The sequence below is a fragment of the Streptomyces durbertensis genome (assembly GCF_014156695.1).
Taxonomy (GTDB): Bacteria; Actinomycetota; Actinomycetes; order Streptomycetales; family Streptomycetaceae; genus Streptomyces; species Streptomyces durbertensis.
On sequence record NZ_WMLF01000079.1, the window covers coordinates 1 to 15960 of the forward strand.

At 73.6% G+C, this 15960-nt stretch carries 19 protein-coding genes; 10 read left to right on the forward strand and 9 right to left on the reverse strand.

The window, feature by feature from the left end:
* Together GL263_RS08070 and GL263_RS08075 are read right to left on the reverse strand one after the other, a co-directional pair.
* Positions 1 to 808, reverse strand: an 808-nt coding sequence (locus GL263_RS08070; protein ID WP_182854900.1) for a HEAT repeat domain-containing protein, incomplete at its 3' end; no start/stop codon positions are given.
* Between the two features lie 3 nt (positions 809 to 811).
* Positions 812 to 1489 (reverse strand): HEAT repeat domain-containing protein, encoded by a 678-nt coding sequence (locus GL263_RS08075; protein ID WP_182854901.1) that lies wholly within the window; start codon positions 1487 to 1489, stop codon positions 812 to 814.
* 128 nt (positions 1490 to 1617) lie between these two features.
* On the opposite strand from GL263_RS08075, the gene GL263_RS08080 reads away from it, so the two are divergent.
* Positions 1618 to 2907 carry a PP2C family protein-serine/threonine phosphatase gene (locus GL263_RS08080; RefSeq protein WP_182854902.1) on the forward strand — a complete coding sequence of 430 codons (1290 nt, stop codon included), beginning with the start codon at positions 1618 to 1620 and terminating at the stop codon, positions 2905 to 2907.
* Positions 2908 to 2929: 22 nt separating this feature from the next.
* On the opposite strand, the gene GL263_RS08085 is transcribed toward GL263_RS08080, so the two are convergent.
* Entirely contained in the window at positions 2930 to 3283 is a 354-nt protein-coding gene (locus GL263_RS08085) for a hypothetical protein (RefSeq protein WP_182854903.1), read from the reverse strand.
* 150 nt (positions 3284 to 3433) lie between these two features.
* On the opposite strand from GL263_RS08085, the gene GL263_RS08090 reads away from it, so the two are divergent.
* Genes GL263_RS08090 through GL263_RS08100 form a run of 3 tightly spaced genes read left to right on the forward strand, consistent with a single transcriptional unit; the run spans position 3434 to position 6683 of the window.
* Positions 3434 to 4393 carry a TIGR03885 family FMN-dependent LLM class oxidoreductase gene (locus GL263_RS08090; protein WP_182854904.1) on the forward strand — a complete coding sequence of 320 codons (960 nt, stop codon included), beginning with the start codon at positions 3434 to 3436 and terminating at the stop codon, positions 4391 to 4393.
* 49 nt (positions 4394 to 4442) lie between these two features.
* Positions 4443 to 5051 (forward strand): flavin reductase family protein, encoded by a 609-nt coding sequence (locus GL263_RS08095; protein WP_182854905.1) that lies wholly within the window; start codon positions 4443 to 4445, stop codon positions 5049 to 5051.
* Positions 5052 to 5111: 60 nt separating this feature from the next.
* Positions 5112 to 6683, forward strand: a complete 1572-nt coding sequence (locus tag GL263_RS08100; protein ID WP_323379296.1) for a serine/threonine-protein kinase — start codon at positions 5112 to 5114, stop codon at positions 6681 to 6683.
* A 122-nt stretch (positions 6684 to 6805) separates the two neighbouring features.
* Here GL263_RS08100 and GL263_RS08105 read toward each other — a convergent pair whose 3' ends face one another.
* Both GL263_RS08105 and GL263_RS08110 read right to left on the reverse strand, forming a co-directional pair.
* Positions 6806 to 6991 (reverse strand): DUF397 domain-containing protein, encoded by a 186-nt coding sequence (locus tag GL263_RS08105; protein ID WP_182854907.1) that lies wholly within the window; start codon positions 6989 to 6991, stop codon positions 6806 to 6808.
* The gene (locus GL263_RS08110; RefSeq protein ID WP_182854908.1) at positions 6988 to 7872 is read right to left on the reverse strand and encodes a helix-turn-helix domain-containing protein; all 885 of its coding nucleotides are present in this window, start codon (positions 7870 to 7872) and stop codon (positions 6988 to 6990) included. The genes GL263_RS08105 and GL263_RS08110 overlap by 4 nt, the downstream gene beginning before the upstream one ends.
* A 164-nt stretch (positions 7873 to 8036) precedes the next feature.
* Here GL263_RS08110 and GL263_RS08115 point away from each other — a divergent pair, with 164 nt between their 5' ends.
* The 3 genes from GL263_RS08115 (at position 8037) to GL263_RS08125 (ending at position 9322) form a co-directional block, all read left to right on the forward strand.
* Complete coding sequence (locus GL263_RS08115; RefSeq protein WP_182854909.1) at positions 8037 to 8519, forward strand: ATP-binding protein; 483 nt, start codon at positions 8037 to 8039, stop codon at positions 8517 to 8519.
* Complete coding sequence (locus tag GL263_RS08120) at positions 8503 to 8919, forward strand: WapI family immunity protein (protein ID WP_182854910.1); 417 nt, start codon at positions 8503 to 8505, stop codon at positions 8917 to 8919. The genes GL263_RS08115 and GL263_RS08120 overlap by 17 nt, the downstream gene beginning before the upstream one ends.
* A 121-nt stretch (positions 8920 to 9040) precedes the next feature.
* The gene (locus GL263_RS08125) at positions 9041 to 9322 is read left to right on the forward strand and encodes a hypothetical protein (protein ID WP_323379297.1); all 282 of its coding nucleotides are present in this window, start codon (positions 9041 to 9043) and stop codon (positions 9320 to 9322) included.
* 1 nt (position 9323) lies between these two features.
* On the opposite strand, the gene GL263_RS08130 is transcribed toward GL263_RS08125, so the two are convergent.
* The 3 genes from GL263_RS08130 to GL263_RS08140 form a co-directional block, all read right to left on the reverse strand.
* A complete protein-coding gene (locus tag GL263_RS08130; protein WP_182854912.1) occupies positions 9324 to 9890 on the reverse strand; it encodes a histidine phosphatase family protein in 567 nt (188 codons plus the stop codon).
* A 75-nt stretch (positions 9891 to 9965) separates the two neighbouring features.
* The gene (locus GL263_RS08135) at positions 9966 to 10418 is read right to left on the reverse strand and encodes a GNAT family N-acetyltransferase (RefSeq protein WP_228456235.1); all 453 of its coding nucleotides are present in this window, start codon (positions 10416 to 10418) and stop codon (positions 9966 to 9968) included.
* 64 nt (positions 10419 to 10482) lie between these two features.
* On the reverse strand, positions 10483 to 11940 hold the full coding sequence (locus GL263_RS08140; RefSeq protein WP_182854913.1) for an aminotransferase-like domain-containing protein: 1458 nt from the start codon (positions 11938 to 11940) through the stop codon (positions 10483 to 10485).
* Here GL263_RS08140 and GL263_RS08145 point away from each other — a divergent pair.
* Entirely contained in the window at positions 11939 to 12973 is a 1035-nt protein-coding gene (locus tag GL263_RS08145; RefSeq protein ID WP_182854914.1) for a DMT family transporter, read from the forward strand. The genes GL263_RS08140 and GL263_RS08145 overlap by 2 nt on opposite strands.
* Positions 12974 to 13049: 76 nt before the next feature.
* Positions 13050 to 13256 (forward strand): DUF1918 domain-containing protein, encoded by a 207-nt coding sequence (locus GL263_RS08150; protein ID WP_182854915.1) that lies wholly within the window; start codon positions 13050 to 13052, stop codon positions 13254 to 13256.
* 82 nt (positions 13257 to 13338) lie between these two features.
* Here the strand turns inward: GL263_RS08150 and GL263_RS08155 are convergent, their stop codons facing one another.
* Positions 13339 to 14580 carry a glycoside hydrolase family 10-like protein gene (locus GL263_RS08155; protein ID WP_182854916.1) on the reverse strand — a complete coding sequence of 414 codons (1242 nt, stop codon included), beginning with the start codon at positions 14578 to 14580 and terminating at the stop codon, positions 13339 to 13341.
* A 284-nt stretch (positions 14581 to 14864) separates the two neighbouring features.
* Between GL263_RS08155 and GL263_RS08160 the strand changes: the two genes are divergently transcribed.
* Complete coding sequence (locus GL263_RS08160; RefSeq protein WP_182854917.1) at positions 14865 to 15728, forward strand: 3-hydroxybutyryl-CoA dehydrogenase; 864 nt, start codon at positions 14865 to 14867, stop codon at positions 15726 to 15728.
* Positions 15729 to 15960: the final 232 nt, after the last annotated feature.

The following is a 15960-nucleotide window of genomic DNA, read 5'->3' on the forward strand; positions in this document are numbered from 1 at the left end:
CCGTGGTGGTGTCGCCGGCGAGCACGCTCAGGGCGTCGGCGGCGTCGGTGTCGTTCACCCCCTCGATGATCATGCCGATGAGGGTGGGGGCGGCTTCCGGGACGCCGTGGGCGCCGAGCGCCAGTGCCGCGTGGCGGCGGACGACGGTGTCGGGGTGGGTGAGGGCGTCGCGCAGTGGCGCGGTGGCCGCGGCGCCGGGGAGTTCGGCGAGGGCTTGGACGGCGCGGCCCCGCACAGCGGCGTCGGGTGAGTCGAGGGCACGGGCCAGGAGTGGGACCGGGGCGGGGTCGGCGGAGCGGGCGAGCGCCCATCGGAGGGCACCGGCGACGTTGGTGTCGGTCTCGCTCAGTGCGGCCTCGACCAGGGCCTCCACCGGTACCGGGACCTCGTCGGTGGCGGCGAGCGCCGCGCGTTGGCGCACGTCGGGGCTGTTCGAGCCGAGCGCGCGCAGGAGCGCGACGACCTGGAGGACGTCCTCCCAGCCGGCGGGGTCCACGGCGTTGATCCGGCGCAGCCGGGTGAGCAGTTCGGTTTCGGCGGCGATGCGTGCGCGGGTCCGGCGGATGAGGTCGTCGACGAGCGCGGAGGGTGTGGAGGCGGGGTCGTCGAGGGCGCGTCCGATCTCCCGGAGGGAGAGGCCGAGGGAGCGTAGGCTCTCGATCTGGAAGATCCGCTGGACGTCCTCGGCGGCGTACTCGCGGTAACCCGAGCCGGTCCGGCCCGAGGGCCGGACGAGGCCGAGGGACTCGTAGTGGCGGAGCATGCGGGCGCTGACCCCCGAGCGCCGCGCCACCTCACCGATCAGCACGCTTCATCGTCCCACCTCGCCCGCCCCACCGAGGGCGACGACCCGTTTGGCCTCCTCGATCAGGAAGGCGAATCCGGCGTCCGGGTCGTACAGCAGCCGTTCGGTGGCGAGGGCGTGTGCGCGGACGTGCGGCTCGGGGGCGGTGGCGGCGGCTCGCAGGATCGGCGTGATGACCGCGCCGAGCGCGGTCAGCGCGCGGCTGAGGCTGCGCTGCGTCTCCGGGCCGCCGCGTCCGAGCTGGGCGGCCAGGGCTCCCGCCAGTGCGGGCTCCTCTCCTTCGGGCACCAGCACGACGGCGGCCCGCCAGGCACTCCGCGCCACCTCGTCGTCGGTGTCGGACAAGAGCGCGGAGGTGATCGCCGGCCAGGCCCGCCGGTCGCCGATCTTGGAGAGGGTGTGCAGCGCCTGGCTGCGCGCCTGCGTGCGCTCCGAGCGGGTTTCGCGGAGGAGGGCGGGCAGGGTCGCCGACACCGGGTGGCGGGTGAGTGCCCAGGTCAGCATGTCGCGGACGAAGAACTCGGGTTCGGTCGCGGAGCGTTCGACGAGTGGGCCGACAAAGCGCGGGTCGGGTGTCGTGCCGGCCGCCAGCGCGGCGCGCAGCCGTACGGACGCACGGCCGTCCTCCAGTCGTCGCAGTGTTTCCGCGGTCTGTTCTGTGCCGGCCTGTCCTGTGATCGTCATCGTGACCACCTCCTGGGGACGCAGTGAAGGGCTTGCCACCGTGTCAAGGTCAAGAACAGGCGCCCGAGTGGGCGGGGGCGCGGTGCGTCCCGGGTGCCGAGGAGGGCCGTTGACGGTAGAACGAAGGGGTGGGAGACGAGCACACCCCGAGAGAGGCGGCGCCGGGGGACGACAACACGAGCCCGGCGATCGACTACCGGGCGCTGTTCGAGGCCTCCCCCAGCCCGTCCCTCGTCCTGGGGCCGGATCTGGTGATCGTCGACGCCAACGAGGCGTACCGCCGGGCGACCGATCGGACGCGGGAGGACCTGGTCGGGCAGTACGTCTTCGACGCCTTCCCCGACAACCCGGCGGATCCCGAGGCCGACGGGGTCCGCAATCTGCACGCCTCGCTGCATCGGGTGCTGCGGGCGAAGGAGCCGGACACGATGGCGGTGCAGAAGTACGACATCCCGGTGCCGCACGAGCCGGGCGTGTTCGAGGAGCGCTGGTGGTCCCCGATCAACACCCCGGTGCTCGGGGCCGACGGGCACGTGGCCTGGATCATCCACCGGGTGGAGGACGTGAGCGCGTTTGTGCGCTCCCATCCCCGCCCGCGGGGCGGGGCCAACCGCGACGAGCCGGGACTGGAGGCGGTCAGGGCCGAGTTGTACGAGCGGGCGCGTGAGCTGCAGGTGCTGAACGACGAGCTGCGCCAGGCACACGCCCGGGAGCGTCAGATCGCCGTCACCCTCCAGGAGGCCATGCTCCAGACCCCGCATCTGCGCCGGCATCCGGACATCGCCGTGCGCTACCTGCCCGCCGTCGAGTCGCTGAACGTGTGCGGTGACTGGTACGACGTGGTCGACCTGGCGGGTGGGGGCTTCGCCGTCGCGGTCGGCGACGTGGTCGGGCACGGCCTGGAGGCGGCGGCGGTCATGGGGATGCTGCGCAGTGTGCTGTCCACCGCGGTGCGGGCGGCGGAGGCCCCGGCGGGCGCCCTGGACATCCTCGGCCTGTACGCGCGGGACGTGGAGGGCGCGCAGACCACCACCGTGTTCCAGGCCGTCGTGGACGCCCGCGAGCGGCGTCTCACCTACAGCAGCGCCGGCCACCCGCCGCCCGTCCTGCTCCACCGGGACGGCACCTGCGACCTGCTCGACCAGGCCACCGACCCGCCGCTGGGCGCGCGCCTGGACAACACGCCGCGCCCGGAGGCGACCGTGCCGTACGTCCACGGCGACGTCCTCGTGTTGTACACCGACGGCCTGGTCGAGCGGCGGGGCGAGGACATCGACGTGGGCCTGCGGCGCCTCACCGACGCGCTCGCCCGCTACTCCCGGCACAGCCCCGAGCGTCTCGCCGACGCGGTGCTGGCGCGCCTCGGCCTCAGCAGCGGCGCCCGGGACGACATCGCGCTGGTCGTCCTCCGCCTCTGACGCGGCACGCGGGACGGCCGACTCAGGTGTCCGGCCGGTCGGCCGGACCGGCGGCGGCCTCCAGGCGGTGGACGGCGCTGTGCTGGTCGAGGCCGGTGGCGCGCAGCACGTCGACGGCCGCGGAGCGCAGCTGTCCGACGAGGACGCTCGCGGTGAGCGGAAGCGGTCCGGTCAGCAGTTCTGAGGCGGCGCCGGCGGCCCGCAGCGCGGCCGTGCGGGCGTCCTCGCGCAGGCCCTCCCCTTCCACCCAGCGGCGCAGTTCGTGCAGGGCGAGGGCGAGCGAGTGCAGTGCGGTGACCAGCCGGGGGTCGGTGGTCCGCGCCGACCACACCGGACATCCGTCCAGCAACATCAGCACGTCATCGGTGGCCGTCAACGGCAGGGACGAGTGCCCGGAGCCGACCGGCCGCGTTCACCAGCACGGGACCGCGCCCCGCACACGTCGCCTTGGCATGATCGGGCGGGTTTGGCGCTGCGAGATCCGGAGAACCGGTCTGTCACGTCCACCAGGCCCGGAGGGAGACGGATGACCCGGTACGGCTTTCACGCCTCGCACGAGCAGTACCCGCCGGGTGCGCTGCTGGAGGCGCTGCGCGCGGCCGAGGACGCCGGATTCGAGAGCGGCATGTGCTCCGACCACTTCGCGCCCTGGAGCAGCCGGCAGGGCGAGTCCGGGTACGCCTGGTCCTGGCTCGGCTCGGCCCTGGAAGCCACCTCGCTCCCGATGGGCGTCGTCACCGCCCCCGGTCAGCGCTACCACCCGGCGATCGTCGCCCAGGCCGCCGCCACACTCGCCTCGATGTACCCGGGCCGCTTCTGGGCCGCGCTCGGCAGCGGGCAGGCGCTCAACGAGAGCATCACCGGCGACAAGTGGCCCCGGAAGGAGACCCGGGACCGGCGGCTGAGGGAGTGCGCCGACGTCATCCGCGCCCTGCTCGCCGGCGAGACCGTCACCCACGACGGCCTGGTACGGGTCGAGGAGGCCCGGCTGTGGACGCTTCCCGACGTGCCGCCGCCGCTGCTGGCCGCCGCCGTCACCCCGGACACCGCCGCGTCCGCCGCCGAGTGGGCCGACGGACTGATCACCGTCAACCAGCCCGACGACGCCCACCGCGAGGCACTCACCGCCTACCGCGACGCGGGCGGGCGCGGCCCGGCCGTCCTCCAGGCGCACCTGTCCTGGGCCCCCAGCCGCGAGGAGGCCGTGATGACGGCCCACGACCAGTGGCGGGAGGTCATCCTCGGCAGCGAGGCGGGCTGGGAGCTGGCCCGGCCCGAACACTTCGAGGAGATCGGCCGGTTCATCACGCCCGAGGACGTCCTCCCCTACGTCCACGTCTCCGCCGAGCCGGGCGAGCACGCCGACTGGCTCAACCGGCAGGCGGAGGCCGGCTTCGACCGGATCATGCTGCACCAGGTCGGCGGCGACCAGACGGCCTTCGTCCACACCTTCGGCGAGCACGTCCTGCCCGGCCTCGCGTCGTGACCGGGGGCCGTGACCGGCGGGCCCTCGCGGGCGGCGGATAATCGCGGGCATGCGCATCGAACACGACACGGCCCGACTCGACCGCACGGCCGTCTACCGCCTGCTCACCGCGACCGTGGTGCCCCGGCCCATCGCCTGGGTGTCGACGCTCTCGGCCGAAGGCGTCGACAACCTCGCGCCGCACTCCTTCTTCACCATCTCGTCGGTGACGCCGCCGATCGTGCAGTTCACGTCCGTCGGGCGCAAGGACACGCTCCGGAACGTCGAGGCCACCGGCGAGTTCGTGGTCAACCTGGCCCCCGAACCGCTTCTCGACGCGGTCAACAAGACCGCCACCGACTTCCCTCGCGCCACAAGCGAGTTCGACGCGGTCGGCGTGGCGCGCGAGGCGAGCGCGCGGGTGAAGGCGCCGCGCGTCGCCGCCTCCCCGGTGGCGCTGGAGTGCGAGCTGCACAGCACGCTCCTGCTCGGCGACTCCACCGTCGTCTTCGGCAGGGTGGTGCACATCGCCGTCGACGACGGCGTCCTCGAACACGGCCACCCCGAGATCACCCGCCTGCGCCCGCTGACCCGGCTCGGCAAGGACGAGTGGGGCACCGCCGGCGACATCCGCGAACTGGGCCGCATCCGCTACGCCGACTGGCCGACCGCCGACTGACCGGGTCGCGCGGACCCCGTTACGCCCCGGCGCCCGCACCGCCTAGAGTGTGGCCTTCCGGTGAAGCCATATGGGGTGGGTGTGCACGACGAGGCGTTGCTGGCTGATCGCTACAGCCTGACGGAACCGCTCGGCAGCGGCGGCATGGGCGAGGTCTGGCGGGCGTGGGACACCGCCCTCGGACGCGAGGTCGCGGTCAAACTGCTGACCGCGCCGCCCGGGGACCCCGAGGCCGAGCGGCGGTTCACGGCCGAGGCCCGCGTGACGGCCCGGCTCAACCATCCGGGCATCGCCGCCGTCCACGACTTCGGCCGGTCCGCCGACGGCCGGCCGTTCCTGGTCATGGAGCTGGTGGCGGGCCGCAGCCTGGCGCGGGCGCCGCACTCCACCCAGGGGCAGCTGCCCTGGCGGACGTGCGCGGACCTCGGCGCACAGGCCGCCCGCGCGCTGGCCGCCGCCCACCGCGCGGGCATCGTCCACCGGGACGTGAAACCCGCGAACCTCCTGGTCAGCGACGACGGACTGCTGAAGGTCGTGGACTTCGGCATCGCCGAACTCCTCGGCGGCGACGCCGCGGAGCGCGGCGAGCCGCCACTCGGCACCGCCGCCTACACCGCGCCGGAGGTCGCGCTGCGACACCCGGCCGGACCGGCGTCCGACGGATACGCGCTCGGTTGCGTCCTGTACGAACTGTTGACCGGAGAGCCACCGTTCAGCGGCCAGGACTCCGCCCGGATGCTCTACCGGCACGTCCACGAGGCGCCCGCCCGACTGACCGAGATACGCCCGGATGCTCCGCCGGAACTCCTGCGCCTGATACACAAGTTGCTGGCAAAGAACCCGGCAGACCGGCCACGCGACCTGGCGGAGACAGCCGGACGCCTCCAGGCCCTCGCGACGACGCACACGGCGGCGGACACCGGGGCGGCGCTGCCGGACGAGGCCACGACCGAACCGCTGCCGCCGGTCCCACAGGACCCGGTTCCTCCCGGGCCGGACCCGTCCCCGGTCGGCTCGCGCGCCGAGCGGCGCCGAGCGGCGGCCGCCGCCCGGCGCCGACCGCCCGCCCTGCTCGTCGGCGGTCTGGTCGCCGCCGTCGCCCTGCTGCTCACAACGGCCTTCGTCGTCACACGCGGAGACGGCGGCGCGATCACCGCCTCGGAGAAGCCCACAGCCCCCGCCTCCGGCCCCTCGTCGGAAAGCCCGCCGGAGTCGACACCGCCGACCGCCGGCACACCGACGACCACGTCCAGCCCGACACCCACCACAACCCCGACGACCACGCCCACCACGACGCCCAGCAGCACCCCCACGCCCGACGCCGACGTCCCGACGCCGAGCGGCGCGCCGCCGACGGCCGCACAGGCGGCCGTCGGCCCGGACCACGTCGCACTGAGCGACCAGTTGGCCAGCTCCCTCTCCGCCCAGTCCGGCATGCACGCGGGCGTCTACCACCGCGCGAACAGGGACGCCGCCGAGATCCAGCAGCAGGCGCGGCAGGGCGAGACCGCCCAGGTGGCCGCGAAGGCCCGCGAACTCGAACAGCGCCTCAACGAGGCGCAACGCATGGGCAGATGGGACGGAGATCCCACCGTCAGCCGGCTACTCCGCCAACTGGCCGCCGTCGCGTGACGGTTCGCAGGCCCGAACCGCCGGCGAACCCGACGGACCGCACACTCCGCACGCCCCACCGCGAGGTGCGGACACGCACCGCGTCCTCGGAGTCCCGCACGTACGCGAGTTCCGGAGTGGGGTCAGCCCTCCGACACATACCCGATGAAGCGCGACCACTGCTCAGTCCGCACCGCGAGGTGGGGACGCGTCACGTCCTTGGAGTCCCGCACACGAACGGCCCGGTCTGCGGCAGCGACCTCAACACAGTCGTCTCCAGCGCTGCCGCTGTAGCTGGACTTGAACCAGGCGAGTTCCGTCTTGTTCATAGCTCTCCTCGCAGTCGCTCCAGCAGGGCCCGCGAGTCATCCGGGTTCAGGGCCTGCGAGCGCAGTCTGTCATAGCGCTGCTGAAGAAGGCTCACCTGTTTCGGGTCAGAAATGAGTCTGCCGTTCTCCTGGCCCTCGGAGTACGCGAACCGCCTGCGCCCGGGGGTCTCCAGGAGCCGGACAGGGCCGTCCATACACGCATGCACTCCAGCCGCAAGAGGAACGATCTGGAGAGTCACGTTACGAGATTCGCCTAGGTCCAGCACATTGTCGATAAGGCCCCGCATCTTGCCCGGACCGCCAAACCGCCGCCGGAGGACGTACTCCTCCACGATGAAGCTGAATGGCACGCAGGGTCGCTGTGGCAGCATCTTCTGCCTGGCGAGTCGCGCTGCGACCTGCGCCTCCAGCTGTTCATCGGTCAGCAGAGGGATTCGGTTCTCGAACAGGGCCCGCGCGTACGCCTCCGACTGCAACAGTCCAGGGACCAAGCGGCACTCGTACGTGCACAGGCTCGCCGCGACCCGCTCCAGTCGAGCCCACTGGCGGAACCACGCCGCGAGGCCCACGTCTCCTCGGCCTCGCGTCACGTGCTTTGACGCACGCCGCAACGCGCCCGTGCCTCCCAGCACGTCGTCGGAGCGGTCGACGAGCTGTTCGTCGGGCATGCGGCGGCCCAGTTCCACCGACTCGATGGTGTGCCTGGAGAAGCGGACCAGGGCTGCGAACTCCGCCCTGCTGTACCCGGCGTGCTCGCGCAGCGCCTGCATCACGGCCCCGAACGTCCGCAGGCTGTCGGACGGGTCGGGCTCGCGATCCGTTTCGACATCGGAGATGTCCTCACAGTCGCCGTCGCCTGTCATGTCGATGCCGCCCGTCATACGCGGCCCACCTCCGCTTCCCCACGAGCTGTCCCGTCGCCGGCCGACAGCACCCAGAGTGACGGAAGAAGCCGCGTACCGTCCACGCTTCGCGCCCGTACGCTGACGCAGCGTACGGGTGTCACGGCTGGAACGCGCCCCCGCGCGCCCACCACCGTGGCCTCATGAACGTCACCACGTCTCAACAGAGCGACACCGTACACACGTTCGCGCAGCTTCTGTCCTCCACTCGCCGAGGGGCGCGTCTCGCGCGCCTGCTCGTCAGCACGCAGCTCGCCGTCTGGGACCTGTCACCACACGTCACCGGGCGCGCTGAGCAGATCGCGGCGGAACTCGCCGCCAACGCGGCGCTGCACGGCCGGGTCCGGGGCCGGGACTTCCGGCTGTCGCTGGCGCTCGACAGCGCGTCCGGGGTGCTGCGTGTCGCCGTCACCGACGCGCGGGGCGACCGGCTGCCGGCGAAGGCGGTCAGTGCGGCGGACGACGACGAGTCGGGCCGGGGGCTGGTTCTTGTCGCCGCGCTCGCCGACCGCTGGGGCACGGAACCGCACCCGCCTGGCGGCAAGACCGTCTGGGCCGAGTGCGACCTCGCCCCGGCCGTCGGGGAATCGGGGTGGCATGCTGGGCGGGATGGAGATCGGGGATGACGCACGGCGGCTGGCTCTGCGGCCCGTGCGCTATGAGTTCGCGCGGGCCCGGGGCGACGCGTACGACGACAACTGGTTGGTCGTGCGCGGTGAGGTGAGCACGCCGCGGGGCTGCTGGTCCTTCGAGGAGCCGTGTCTGCTGGTTGACGAGGCGCGGAGCCTCGCGGCGTGGTTGCGGCGGGACGGCGGGCGGTTGGAGTTCACCGAGCCGCTGCTGGAGTGGGAGCGCGAGGAGGCGGGACGGCTGCGGGTCGTGTTCGCGCACGAGGCCGCGCCTGCCTGGTGCCCGACGGAAAGCCGCTCGGAGGGCTGGGCGGTGGAGTTCGCGGTGGCGGCCGAGGAGCTGCGGGCGGCGGCGGACGAGTGGGAACGGCTGCTCGTCCCGCTGCCGCCGCGCTGACCGGGAGAGCCGGCCTGTGGCGCGGTATCGGAGAGTGCGGCGGTTGGCGGCCGGGGACGAGGTGTGGCTGTGGTCGGTGCGCCACGCACACCGGGCCGGTCCCGACGGGCGGTGCCGGGAGGTGCTTTCGCTGCACCGGACCGGGCCGAAGGAGGCGCGGGCGGTGATGCGGCTGGTGTTCGCGGCCGGCCCGGACCGCTTCGTGGCGGAGGGGTTCTGGTACTCGGGGTCGGTGTCGGTCGGTGGCGGCCGGTTGCTCAATCTGCACGAGCCGGGGGTGGTGCGGCGGCTGCTGGAGGCCGCGCGGGTGCGAGGGTGGGTTTCCGAGCGCGGCGAGGTGGTGGTCGACGGGTGGCCGCTGTTCGACGTGGTCGTGGCGGCCGCCGGGGACGGCGAGGGGTGAGTCAGGCGCAGGAGAGGTGCCAGTCGCCGGCGGTTCCGGTGAGGGTGACGGCGGCGAGCGGGTGGGCGTCGATGCGCCAGTAGGCGTGCGGGGGCGTCTTGAGCGCGTGGCACAGGGCGGCCCGCAGCACGGCCGGTTCGGTGACGGCGACCATCCACTCGTCGTCGGCGGCGGGACGGGTGTCGAGCCAGTGTCCGATGCGGCCGATGAAGGCGGTCAGGGACTCGCCGCCGTGCGGCGCGGTGTAGGGGTCGCGCAGCCACGCGTCGACGGCGTCGGGTTCGCGGGCGGCGACCTCGCCCAGGGTGCGGCCGCGCCAGCGGCCCATGTCGCAGTCGCGCAGGGCCGGCTGGGCGAGCGGGAAAAGGCCGAGCGCGTAGCCGGTCTCCCGGCAGCGCTCGGAGGGTGAGCGGTAGCGGAGCGCGGCGGCGGCCAGTCCGACGAGGGCGGGCGCGCCTCGGCGGACGGCCTGCCAGCCGGCGTCGTCCAGCGGGCGGTCGTCGTCGAACCGGGTGTCCAGCACGGGTGAGCAGCGCGCGGCGGCGAGCAGCGTGAGACGGCAGCGCATGGCGGGATGGTAAGTGGCCGCGAGCGAATGTTCGATACCTCGGCGAGGGGGAATCGTCCGAGGTCAGTGCCGCCCTCAGTGGGGTCCGCGCTGCATGAGGTGGTCGGGTCGGGTCAACTCCCGGAAGCCGGCGCGTCGGTAGACCTCGTGGGCGTCGTGGGTGGCGAGCATGGTGCGTCGCAGCTCGTAGGGGTCCAGGTACGCGTTCACCGCGTCGACGAGCCGTCCGCCGAGCCCGCGGCCGCGGTGGGCGGGGTCGATGTAGACGTCGCAGAGCCAGGCGAAGGTGGCGTGGTCGGTGATCACCCGGGCGTAGCCGACCTGCCGGCCGGAGGCGGTGAGGTAGGCGCCGAAGTTGTGGGAGGCGGCGATGGCCCGCTGCTGGGTCGCGAGGGGGCGGCCGAGTGCCCAGTAGGCGTCGGTGGAGAGCCAGTGGTGGATGAGGGCGACGTCCAGGCGCGCCGGGTCGTCGGACACCTCGTACGCGGTGGTGTCGTGCGGGGTGGTGGTCGGCATCGGCTTCGGCATGGGACGCACGCTGGCAGCCCGGCGGACGCGGTGGCAACGGGGTTTCCCAGGATGTGGTCGGGGCTCAGCCGGTGGGGAGGCCGAGCTGGGCGCAGGCGGTGCGGAGGCGGCGGACGCCTTCGTCGAGTTCGGCGGTGTGCTCGGCGAGGGCGAAGCTGACGCGCAGGTGGGGGCCTTGCGGTTCGGCGGCGAAGTAGGGGCGGCCGGGGGCGACGGCGACACCTTCGCGGAGCGCGGCGGCGGCGACGGCCTGTTCGTCGGCGCCGTCGGGCAGGCGCAGCCAGACGTGGAAGCCGCCGCGCGGTACCTGCTCGATGGTGAGCGAGGGGAGTTCGCGCCGCAGCGCGGCCGCGAGCGCGTCGCGGCGGACGCGGAGTTCGGCGGCGACCGTGCGGATGTGCCGGGGCCAGGCCGGTGCGCCGACGAGTTCGAGTGCGGCTTCCTGCAGCGGGCGGGGAACGAAGAAGCTGTCGACGATCTGGTTGCCGCGCAGCCGGTCGAGTACCGGGCCGCGGGCGGCGAGGGCGCCGACCCGGAGGTTGGGTGAGGTGATCTTGGTGAGGGAGCAGAGGTGCACGACGACGCCCTCGGTGTCGTCGGCGGCGAGGGTGCGCGGGAGCGGGCCGGCGTCCTCGTGGGCCATGCGCCGGGCGAAGTCGTCCTCGACGACAAACGCCCCCGCCGCGCGGGCGGCGGCCAGGACGGCCGGGCGGCGGTCGTCGGCGAGGACGCCGCCGGTGGGGTTCTGGAAGAGCGGCTGGCAGACGAAGACCCGGGCGCCGGTGGCGCGGAACGCCTCGGCGAGGAGTTCGGGGCGGACGCCGTCGGCGTCCGCGGGTACCGGGACGGGCCGCAGTCCGGCGGCGCGGGCGACGGCGAGCACACCGGGGTAGGTGGGCGACTCGACGAGTACCGGCGCGCCGGGCGGGGCGAGCGCGCGCAGCGCGGTGGTGAGGGCGCTCTGGCCGCCGGCGGTGATGAGCACGTCGGAGGCGGTGAGGGGGCCGCCGGGTCCGCCGATCTCGCGGGCGAACCAGCCGCGCAGCTCGGCGACGCCTTCCAGCGGCGGCACGTTCCAGGCGCCGGGGCGGCGGCCCGCGCGGGCGAGCGCGGCGGCGAGCGCGCGTTCGGGTTGGAGGGAGGTGGGCAGGTAGCCGCCGTGCAGTTGGATGACGCCGGCCGGTGGCGCGGCGAGCGTGGCGAGCAGCCCGGAGGCGTCGACCGTGCGGGGCACCTGGTCGGGAGAGTGCTCGGCGCTGAGCGCGACCTGCTGCCAGGAGGTGTCGGCCTGGCGCCGGACGGCGGCCGGGCCGCCGGCGGCACGGTAGGACCCGGCGCCAGGCCGGGTGACGACAAGCCCTTCGGAGGCGAGCTGGGCGAGCGCGCGGGTAACGGTGACCGGGCTGACACGGTAGCGGTCCACCAGGGCACGACTGGCCGGCAGCCGCTCCCCCACCGCGTACTTGTCCAGATCCTGGCGGAGAGTTTCGACCAGACCAGCGACACTGCTACCGTTGTTCATGAGAAGCAAGGATAGCGCTACTGCGACGACCTCGATAGCGGTCCCGGCCGGGAGCGGCGCGGGGACCAGCGCGCGCACCGGCATGGCCCTGGCCGCCGCCGGTGTGGTCGCGTTCTCCCTGACCTTCCCCGCGACGGCATGGGCGCTGGACGGGCTGAGCGCCTGGACGGTGACCGCCCTGCGGATCGCCCTGGCGGGCCTGGTCGCCGGCGTGGCGCTGCTTGTCATGCGGGTGGCGGCGCCGGCGCGGCGCCACTGGGGCGGGCTGCTGGTCGTCGCCGGCGGCGTGGTGGTGGGCTTCCCACTGCTGACGGCGCTGGCCCTGGAGACCTCCAGCACCTCACACGCCGCCGTGGTGGTCGGCCTGCTGCCGCTGACCACGGCCGCCTACGGCTCCTGGCGGCGCGGCACCCGGCACCCGGCGGCGTTCTGGCTGGCGGCCTCGGCGGGCGCCGTGCTGGTGGCCGGCTTCGCCCTGTGGGAGAGCGGCGGAGGGTTGTCACCGGCCGATCTGCTGCTGTTCGCCGCGCTGGTGGTGTGCGCGGCCGGGTACGGGGAGGGCGGGCGGCTCGCCGAGGAGATGCCCGGCTGGCAGGTGATCGGCTGGGCGCTGGCGCTGTGCCTGCCGCTGTCGCTGCCGGTGGCGGTGCTCGCGGTGGCCGTGGAACCGGACGGCCGGCTGACCGGCAGGACGGTGGTGGGGCTGGCCTGGCTGGTGCTGGGCTCGCAGTGCGCCGGGCTGATGGTCTGGTACCGGGGGATGGCGGTGATCGGCGTCGGGCGGGCCAGCCAGTTGCAGTTGGCGCAGCCCGTGCTGACGCTGGTGTGGGCGGTGCTGCTGCTCGGCGAGCGGATGTCGCCGCTCGCGCCGCTGACCGCGCTGGGGGTGTTGGCGTGCATCGCGGTCACCCAGCGGACGGCCGGCCGCGGCGGTCCGGGAACGGTGGTGCGGACGGCGGCGCCCTCGCGCGCGGCGGCACCCACCGCCGCGCACGCCACCGGTTCGGACGCTTCGACTGGGCAGGCCCGATGACCCGCCCTAGACTTCGAGGCGTACCCGAATCACCACATAACCCTCGTTTCCAGCCCCTGTGACAGGAGGGCCCGTCATGCAGGCTGAGGTAGGCGACAAGCTGCTGGTCCACGGTCGGACCGTCGGCCAGCACGACCGGATGGCGGAGATCGTGGAGGTGCTGGGCGACAGCGGGGAGCCGCCGTACCGGGTGCGGTACGAGGACGGGCACGAGACGGTGATGTCTCCCGGGCCCGACTCGGTGGTACGGCACCCCCAGGACGATCCTCCCCCAGGCTCCTGACGCATCACGTCCGCACCCCGGCGGCCGGGCGGCTCCCCTGGTGGGTCCGCCCGGCCGCCGTCGTGCGCGTGGGTCTCACCGCTCAGCGGTAGTGGTCCCGCACCACCTGGCTGATCGCGCCGATCGGGTCGGCGGCGACGTGCTTGGCGGAGAAGAACACGTTGCCCCGCACCTGCCGGTGGTCCCGGCAGAACGTGAGGTGCCGGGAGAGTTCCGCCGGGTCGTGCCAGGCGTCCGGCTGCGCCGGGTCGGCCACCTTGTAGGCGGCCTCGCCGATGTACAGCTTGACGCCGGTGCCCTTCGCCACCTCGTTCCACCAGGGCACCAGCTCGCGGTAGTCGGCGGCACGGAAGCCCATGTGCCAGTAGACCTGCGGGAGGATGTAGTCCAGCCAGCCCTCCCTGACCCACTTGCGGGTGTCGGCGTACAGGTCGTCGTAGGTCTGCACGCCGGCGGAGGTCCGGGAGCCGGCGGGGTCGGTGGACCGGTTGCGCCAGACGGCGAACGGGCTGACGCCGAAGCTGACCTTCTCGTGGGCGCGCAGCCGGTCCCGCATGCCCAGGACGAGCCGGTCGACGTTGTCCCGCCGCCAGTCGGCCCGGGAGGTGAAGTCGCCGCCGTGCTCGCGGAAGGCGTGGTTGTCGTCGAACTGCTGGCCGGCGACCGGGTAGGGGTAGAAGTAGTCGTCCCAGTGGACGCCGTCGACGTCGTAGTTCTCCACCGCGTGGTACATGGCGTCCAGGACGAACTCGCGGACCTCCGGCAGTCCGGGGTTGTAGTAGAGCTTGCCGCCGTAGGGCACCGCCCAGTCGGGGTTGCGCCGGGCGGGATGGGTGGCGACCAGCCGGCTCCGGTCGGCGTGGTTGGCGACCCGGTAGGGGTTGAACCAGGCGTGCAGCGCCAGCCCGCGCGCGTGCGCCTCCTCGACCGCGTAGCCGAGCGGGTCCCAGCCGGGGTCCTGCCCCTGTGTGCCGGTGAGGTACTTCGACCAGGGCTCGTGCGGCGAGGGCCACAGTGCGTCGGCGGCGGGCCGGACCTGGAGGAAGACGGCGTTGAGCCGGCGCTGGGCCGCCGTGTCCAGGAGTTCCCGCAGTTCGCGGCGGTGGGTGTCGGCGTCCGGGCCGGACGCCTTCGGCCAGTCGATGTTCTCCACGGTCGCCACCCACATCCCGCGCATCGACGTGCTGCGCCCCCGGCGGGTGCCGGTCGCGGCGGTGGTGTCCGTGCCGGTCGCCGCCGCCGGCGCGCCGGACGCCGTGCTCAGCGCGCCGGTCAGCGCGCCCGCCGCCACGGCCGCGAACGCCCTGCGTGTGATCCGCCCCATGCTGCCCCCTCTGTCTGAGATCGTCCTGTGTGAAGTCCGCCGCTCGGTTGAAGGCCCACACCGCTCCCGCCGCGGACCGACGGTGTCCGGCATGTGACGCAGAGCACAGCATGCCGGTACCGGGGCTGGGAAGGGCGCAGGACACGGAATCCGTCGTTCCCGGCGGGAACGTGGGGCCCTGGGATCACTCCGACGGCCCAGTCGGGGTAACGTCGTGCGGCGAGGCGCCGTGGCCGAGGAACCGGTCGCGCGCCGCGGACCGGAGAATCAGCGAAAGGCACGATGTGACCGACATCGAACGCGTCGGAGTGGTGGGCTGCGGCCAGATGGGCGCCGGCATCGCCGAGGTGTGCGCGCGCGCCGGGCTTGAGGTGAAGGTCGCCGAGACCACCGGCGACGCGCTGGAGCTGGGCCGTACCCGCCTGGTCAACTCCCTCGACCGGGCCGCTGAGCGCGGCAAGATCTCCGAGGAGGAGCGGGACGCGGCCGTGGGCCGGCTGACGTTCACCACCGACCTCGGCGAGTTCCACGACCGGGACCTCGTCATCGAGGCGGTCGTGGAGAACGAGCAGGTGAAGACGGAGATCTTCCAGGTACTCGACCAGGTGGTGACCCGGCCGGACGCGATCCTGGCATCCAACACCTCCTCCATCCCGCTGGTGAAGCTGGCGGTGGCGACCTCGCGCCCGGACCAGGTCATCGGCATCCACTTCTTCAACCCGGCGCCGGTGCAGCAGCTCGTCGAGCTGATCCCGGCGCTGACCACCGGCGAGGGCACGATCGCCCGGACCGAGGCCGTGGTCGGCAAGGTGCTGGGCAAGCACGCCATCCGCGCCCAGGACCGGTCGGGCTTTGTGGTGAACGCGCTGCTCATCCCGTACCTGCTGTCGGCGATCCGGATGTTCGAGGCCGGTACCGCCAGCCGTGAGGACATCGACAACGGCATGGAGCTGGGCTGCGCCCACCCGATGGGTCCGCTGAAGCTGGCCGACCTGATCGGTCTGGACACCGTGGCGTCGGTGGCGCACTCGATGTACGAGGAGTTCAAGGAGCCGCTGTACGCCGCGCCGCCGCTGCTCCAGCGCATGGTCGAGGCGGGCCGGCTCGGCCGCAAGAGCGGCGCCGGCTTCTACCCGTACCCGGGCTGAGCCGGTCGCCGTGACCGGCGGCCTCCACTCGGCGGGGCACGGTCTCCGGCGCCGTCGCCGGGGGTGCCCGGCGAGGCCCGGGCGAGCTGCGCGTGCGTGGCGGACCTCCCCGGCGTGTGCGGGGAAGCCTCCCCGGCCCTGGCCCTTCGCCTTTCCTGCCAGGGTGGCGGGCGGGCTGCGACGGGCACCGCGTGCCGGGAGCGCGAAGAGGGGCGCCCCGGCCGGATCTCTC

Excerpts from the sequence above, each read along its gene's own strand:
- GL263_RS08075 (WP_182854901.1), bottom strand. The coding sequence starts at position 1,489 with ATGACGATCACAGGACAGGCCGGCACAGAACAGACCGCGGAAACACTG.
- GL263_RS08140 (WP_182854913.1), bottom strand. The coding sequence starts at position 11,940 with ATGAACAACGGTAGCAGTGTCGCTGGTCTGGTCGAAACTCTCCGCCAG.
- GL263_RS08105 (WP_182854907.1), bottom strand. The coding sequence starts at position 6,991 with ATGAACAAGACGGAACTCGCCTGGTTCAAGTCCAGCTACAGCGGCAGC.
- GL263_RS08090 (WP_182854904.1), top strand. The coding sequence starts at position 3,434 with ATGACCCGGTACGGCTTTCACGCCTCGCACGAGCAGTACCCGCCGGGT.
- GL263_RS08110 (WP_182854908.1), bottom strand. The coding sequence starts at position 7,872 with ATGACGGGCGGCATCGACATGACAGGCGACGGCGACTGTGAGGACATC.
- GL263_RS08145 (WP_182854914.1), top strand. The coding sequence starts at position 11,939 with ATGAGAAGCAAGGATAGCGCTACTGCGACGACCTCGATAGCGGTCCCG.
- GL263_RS08155 (WP_182854916.1), bottom strand. The coding sequence starts at position 14,580 with ATGGGGCGGATCACACGCAGGGCGTTCGCGGCCGTGGCGGCGGGCGCG.
- GL263_RS08130 (WP_182854912.1), bottom strand. The coding sequence starts at position 9,890 with ATGCGCTGCCGTCTCACGCTGCTCGCCGCCGCGCGCTGCTCACCCGTG.
- GL263_RS08135 (WP_228456235.1), bottom strand. The coding sequence starts at position 10,418 with ATGCCGAAGCCGATGCCGACCACCACCCCGCACGACACCACCGCGTAC.
- GL263_RS08095 (WP_182854905.1), top strand. The coding sequence starts at position 4,443 with ATGCGCATCGAACACGACACGGCCCGACTCGACCGCACGGCCGTCTAC.
- GL263_RS08115 (WP_182854909.1), top strand. The coding sequence starts at position 8,037 with ATGAACGTCACCACGTCTCAACAGAGCGACACCGTACACACGTTCGCG.
- GL263_RS08120 (WP_182854910.1), top strand. The coding sequence starts at position 8,503 with ATGGAGATCGGGGATGACGCACGGCGGCTGGCTCTGCGGCCCGTGCGC.
- GL263_RS08150 (WP_182854915.1), top strand. The coding sequence starts at position 13,050 with ATGCAGGCTGAGGTAGGCGACAAGCTGCTGGTCCACGGTCGGACCGTC.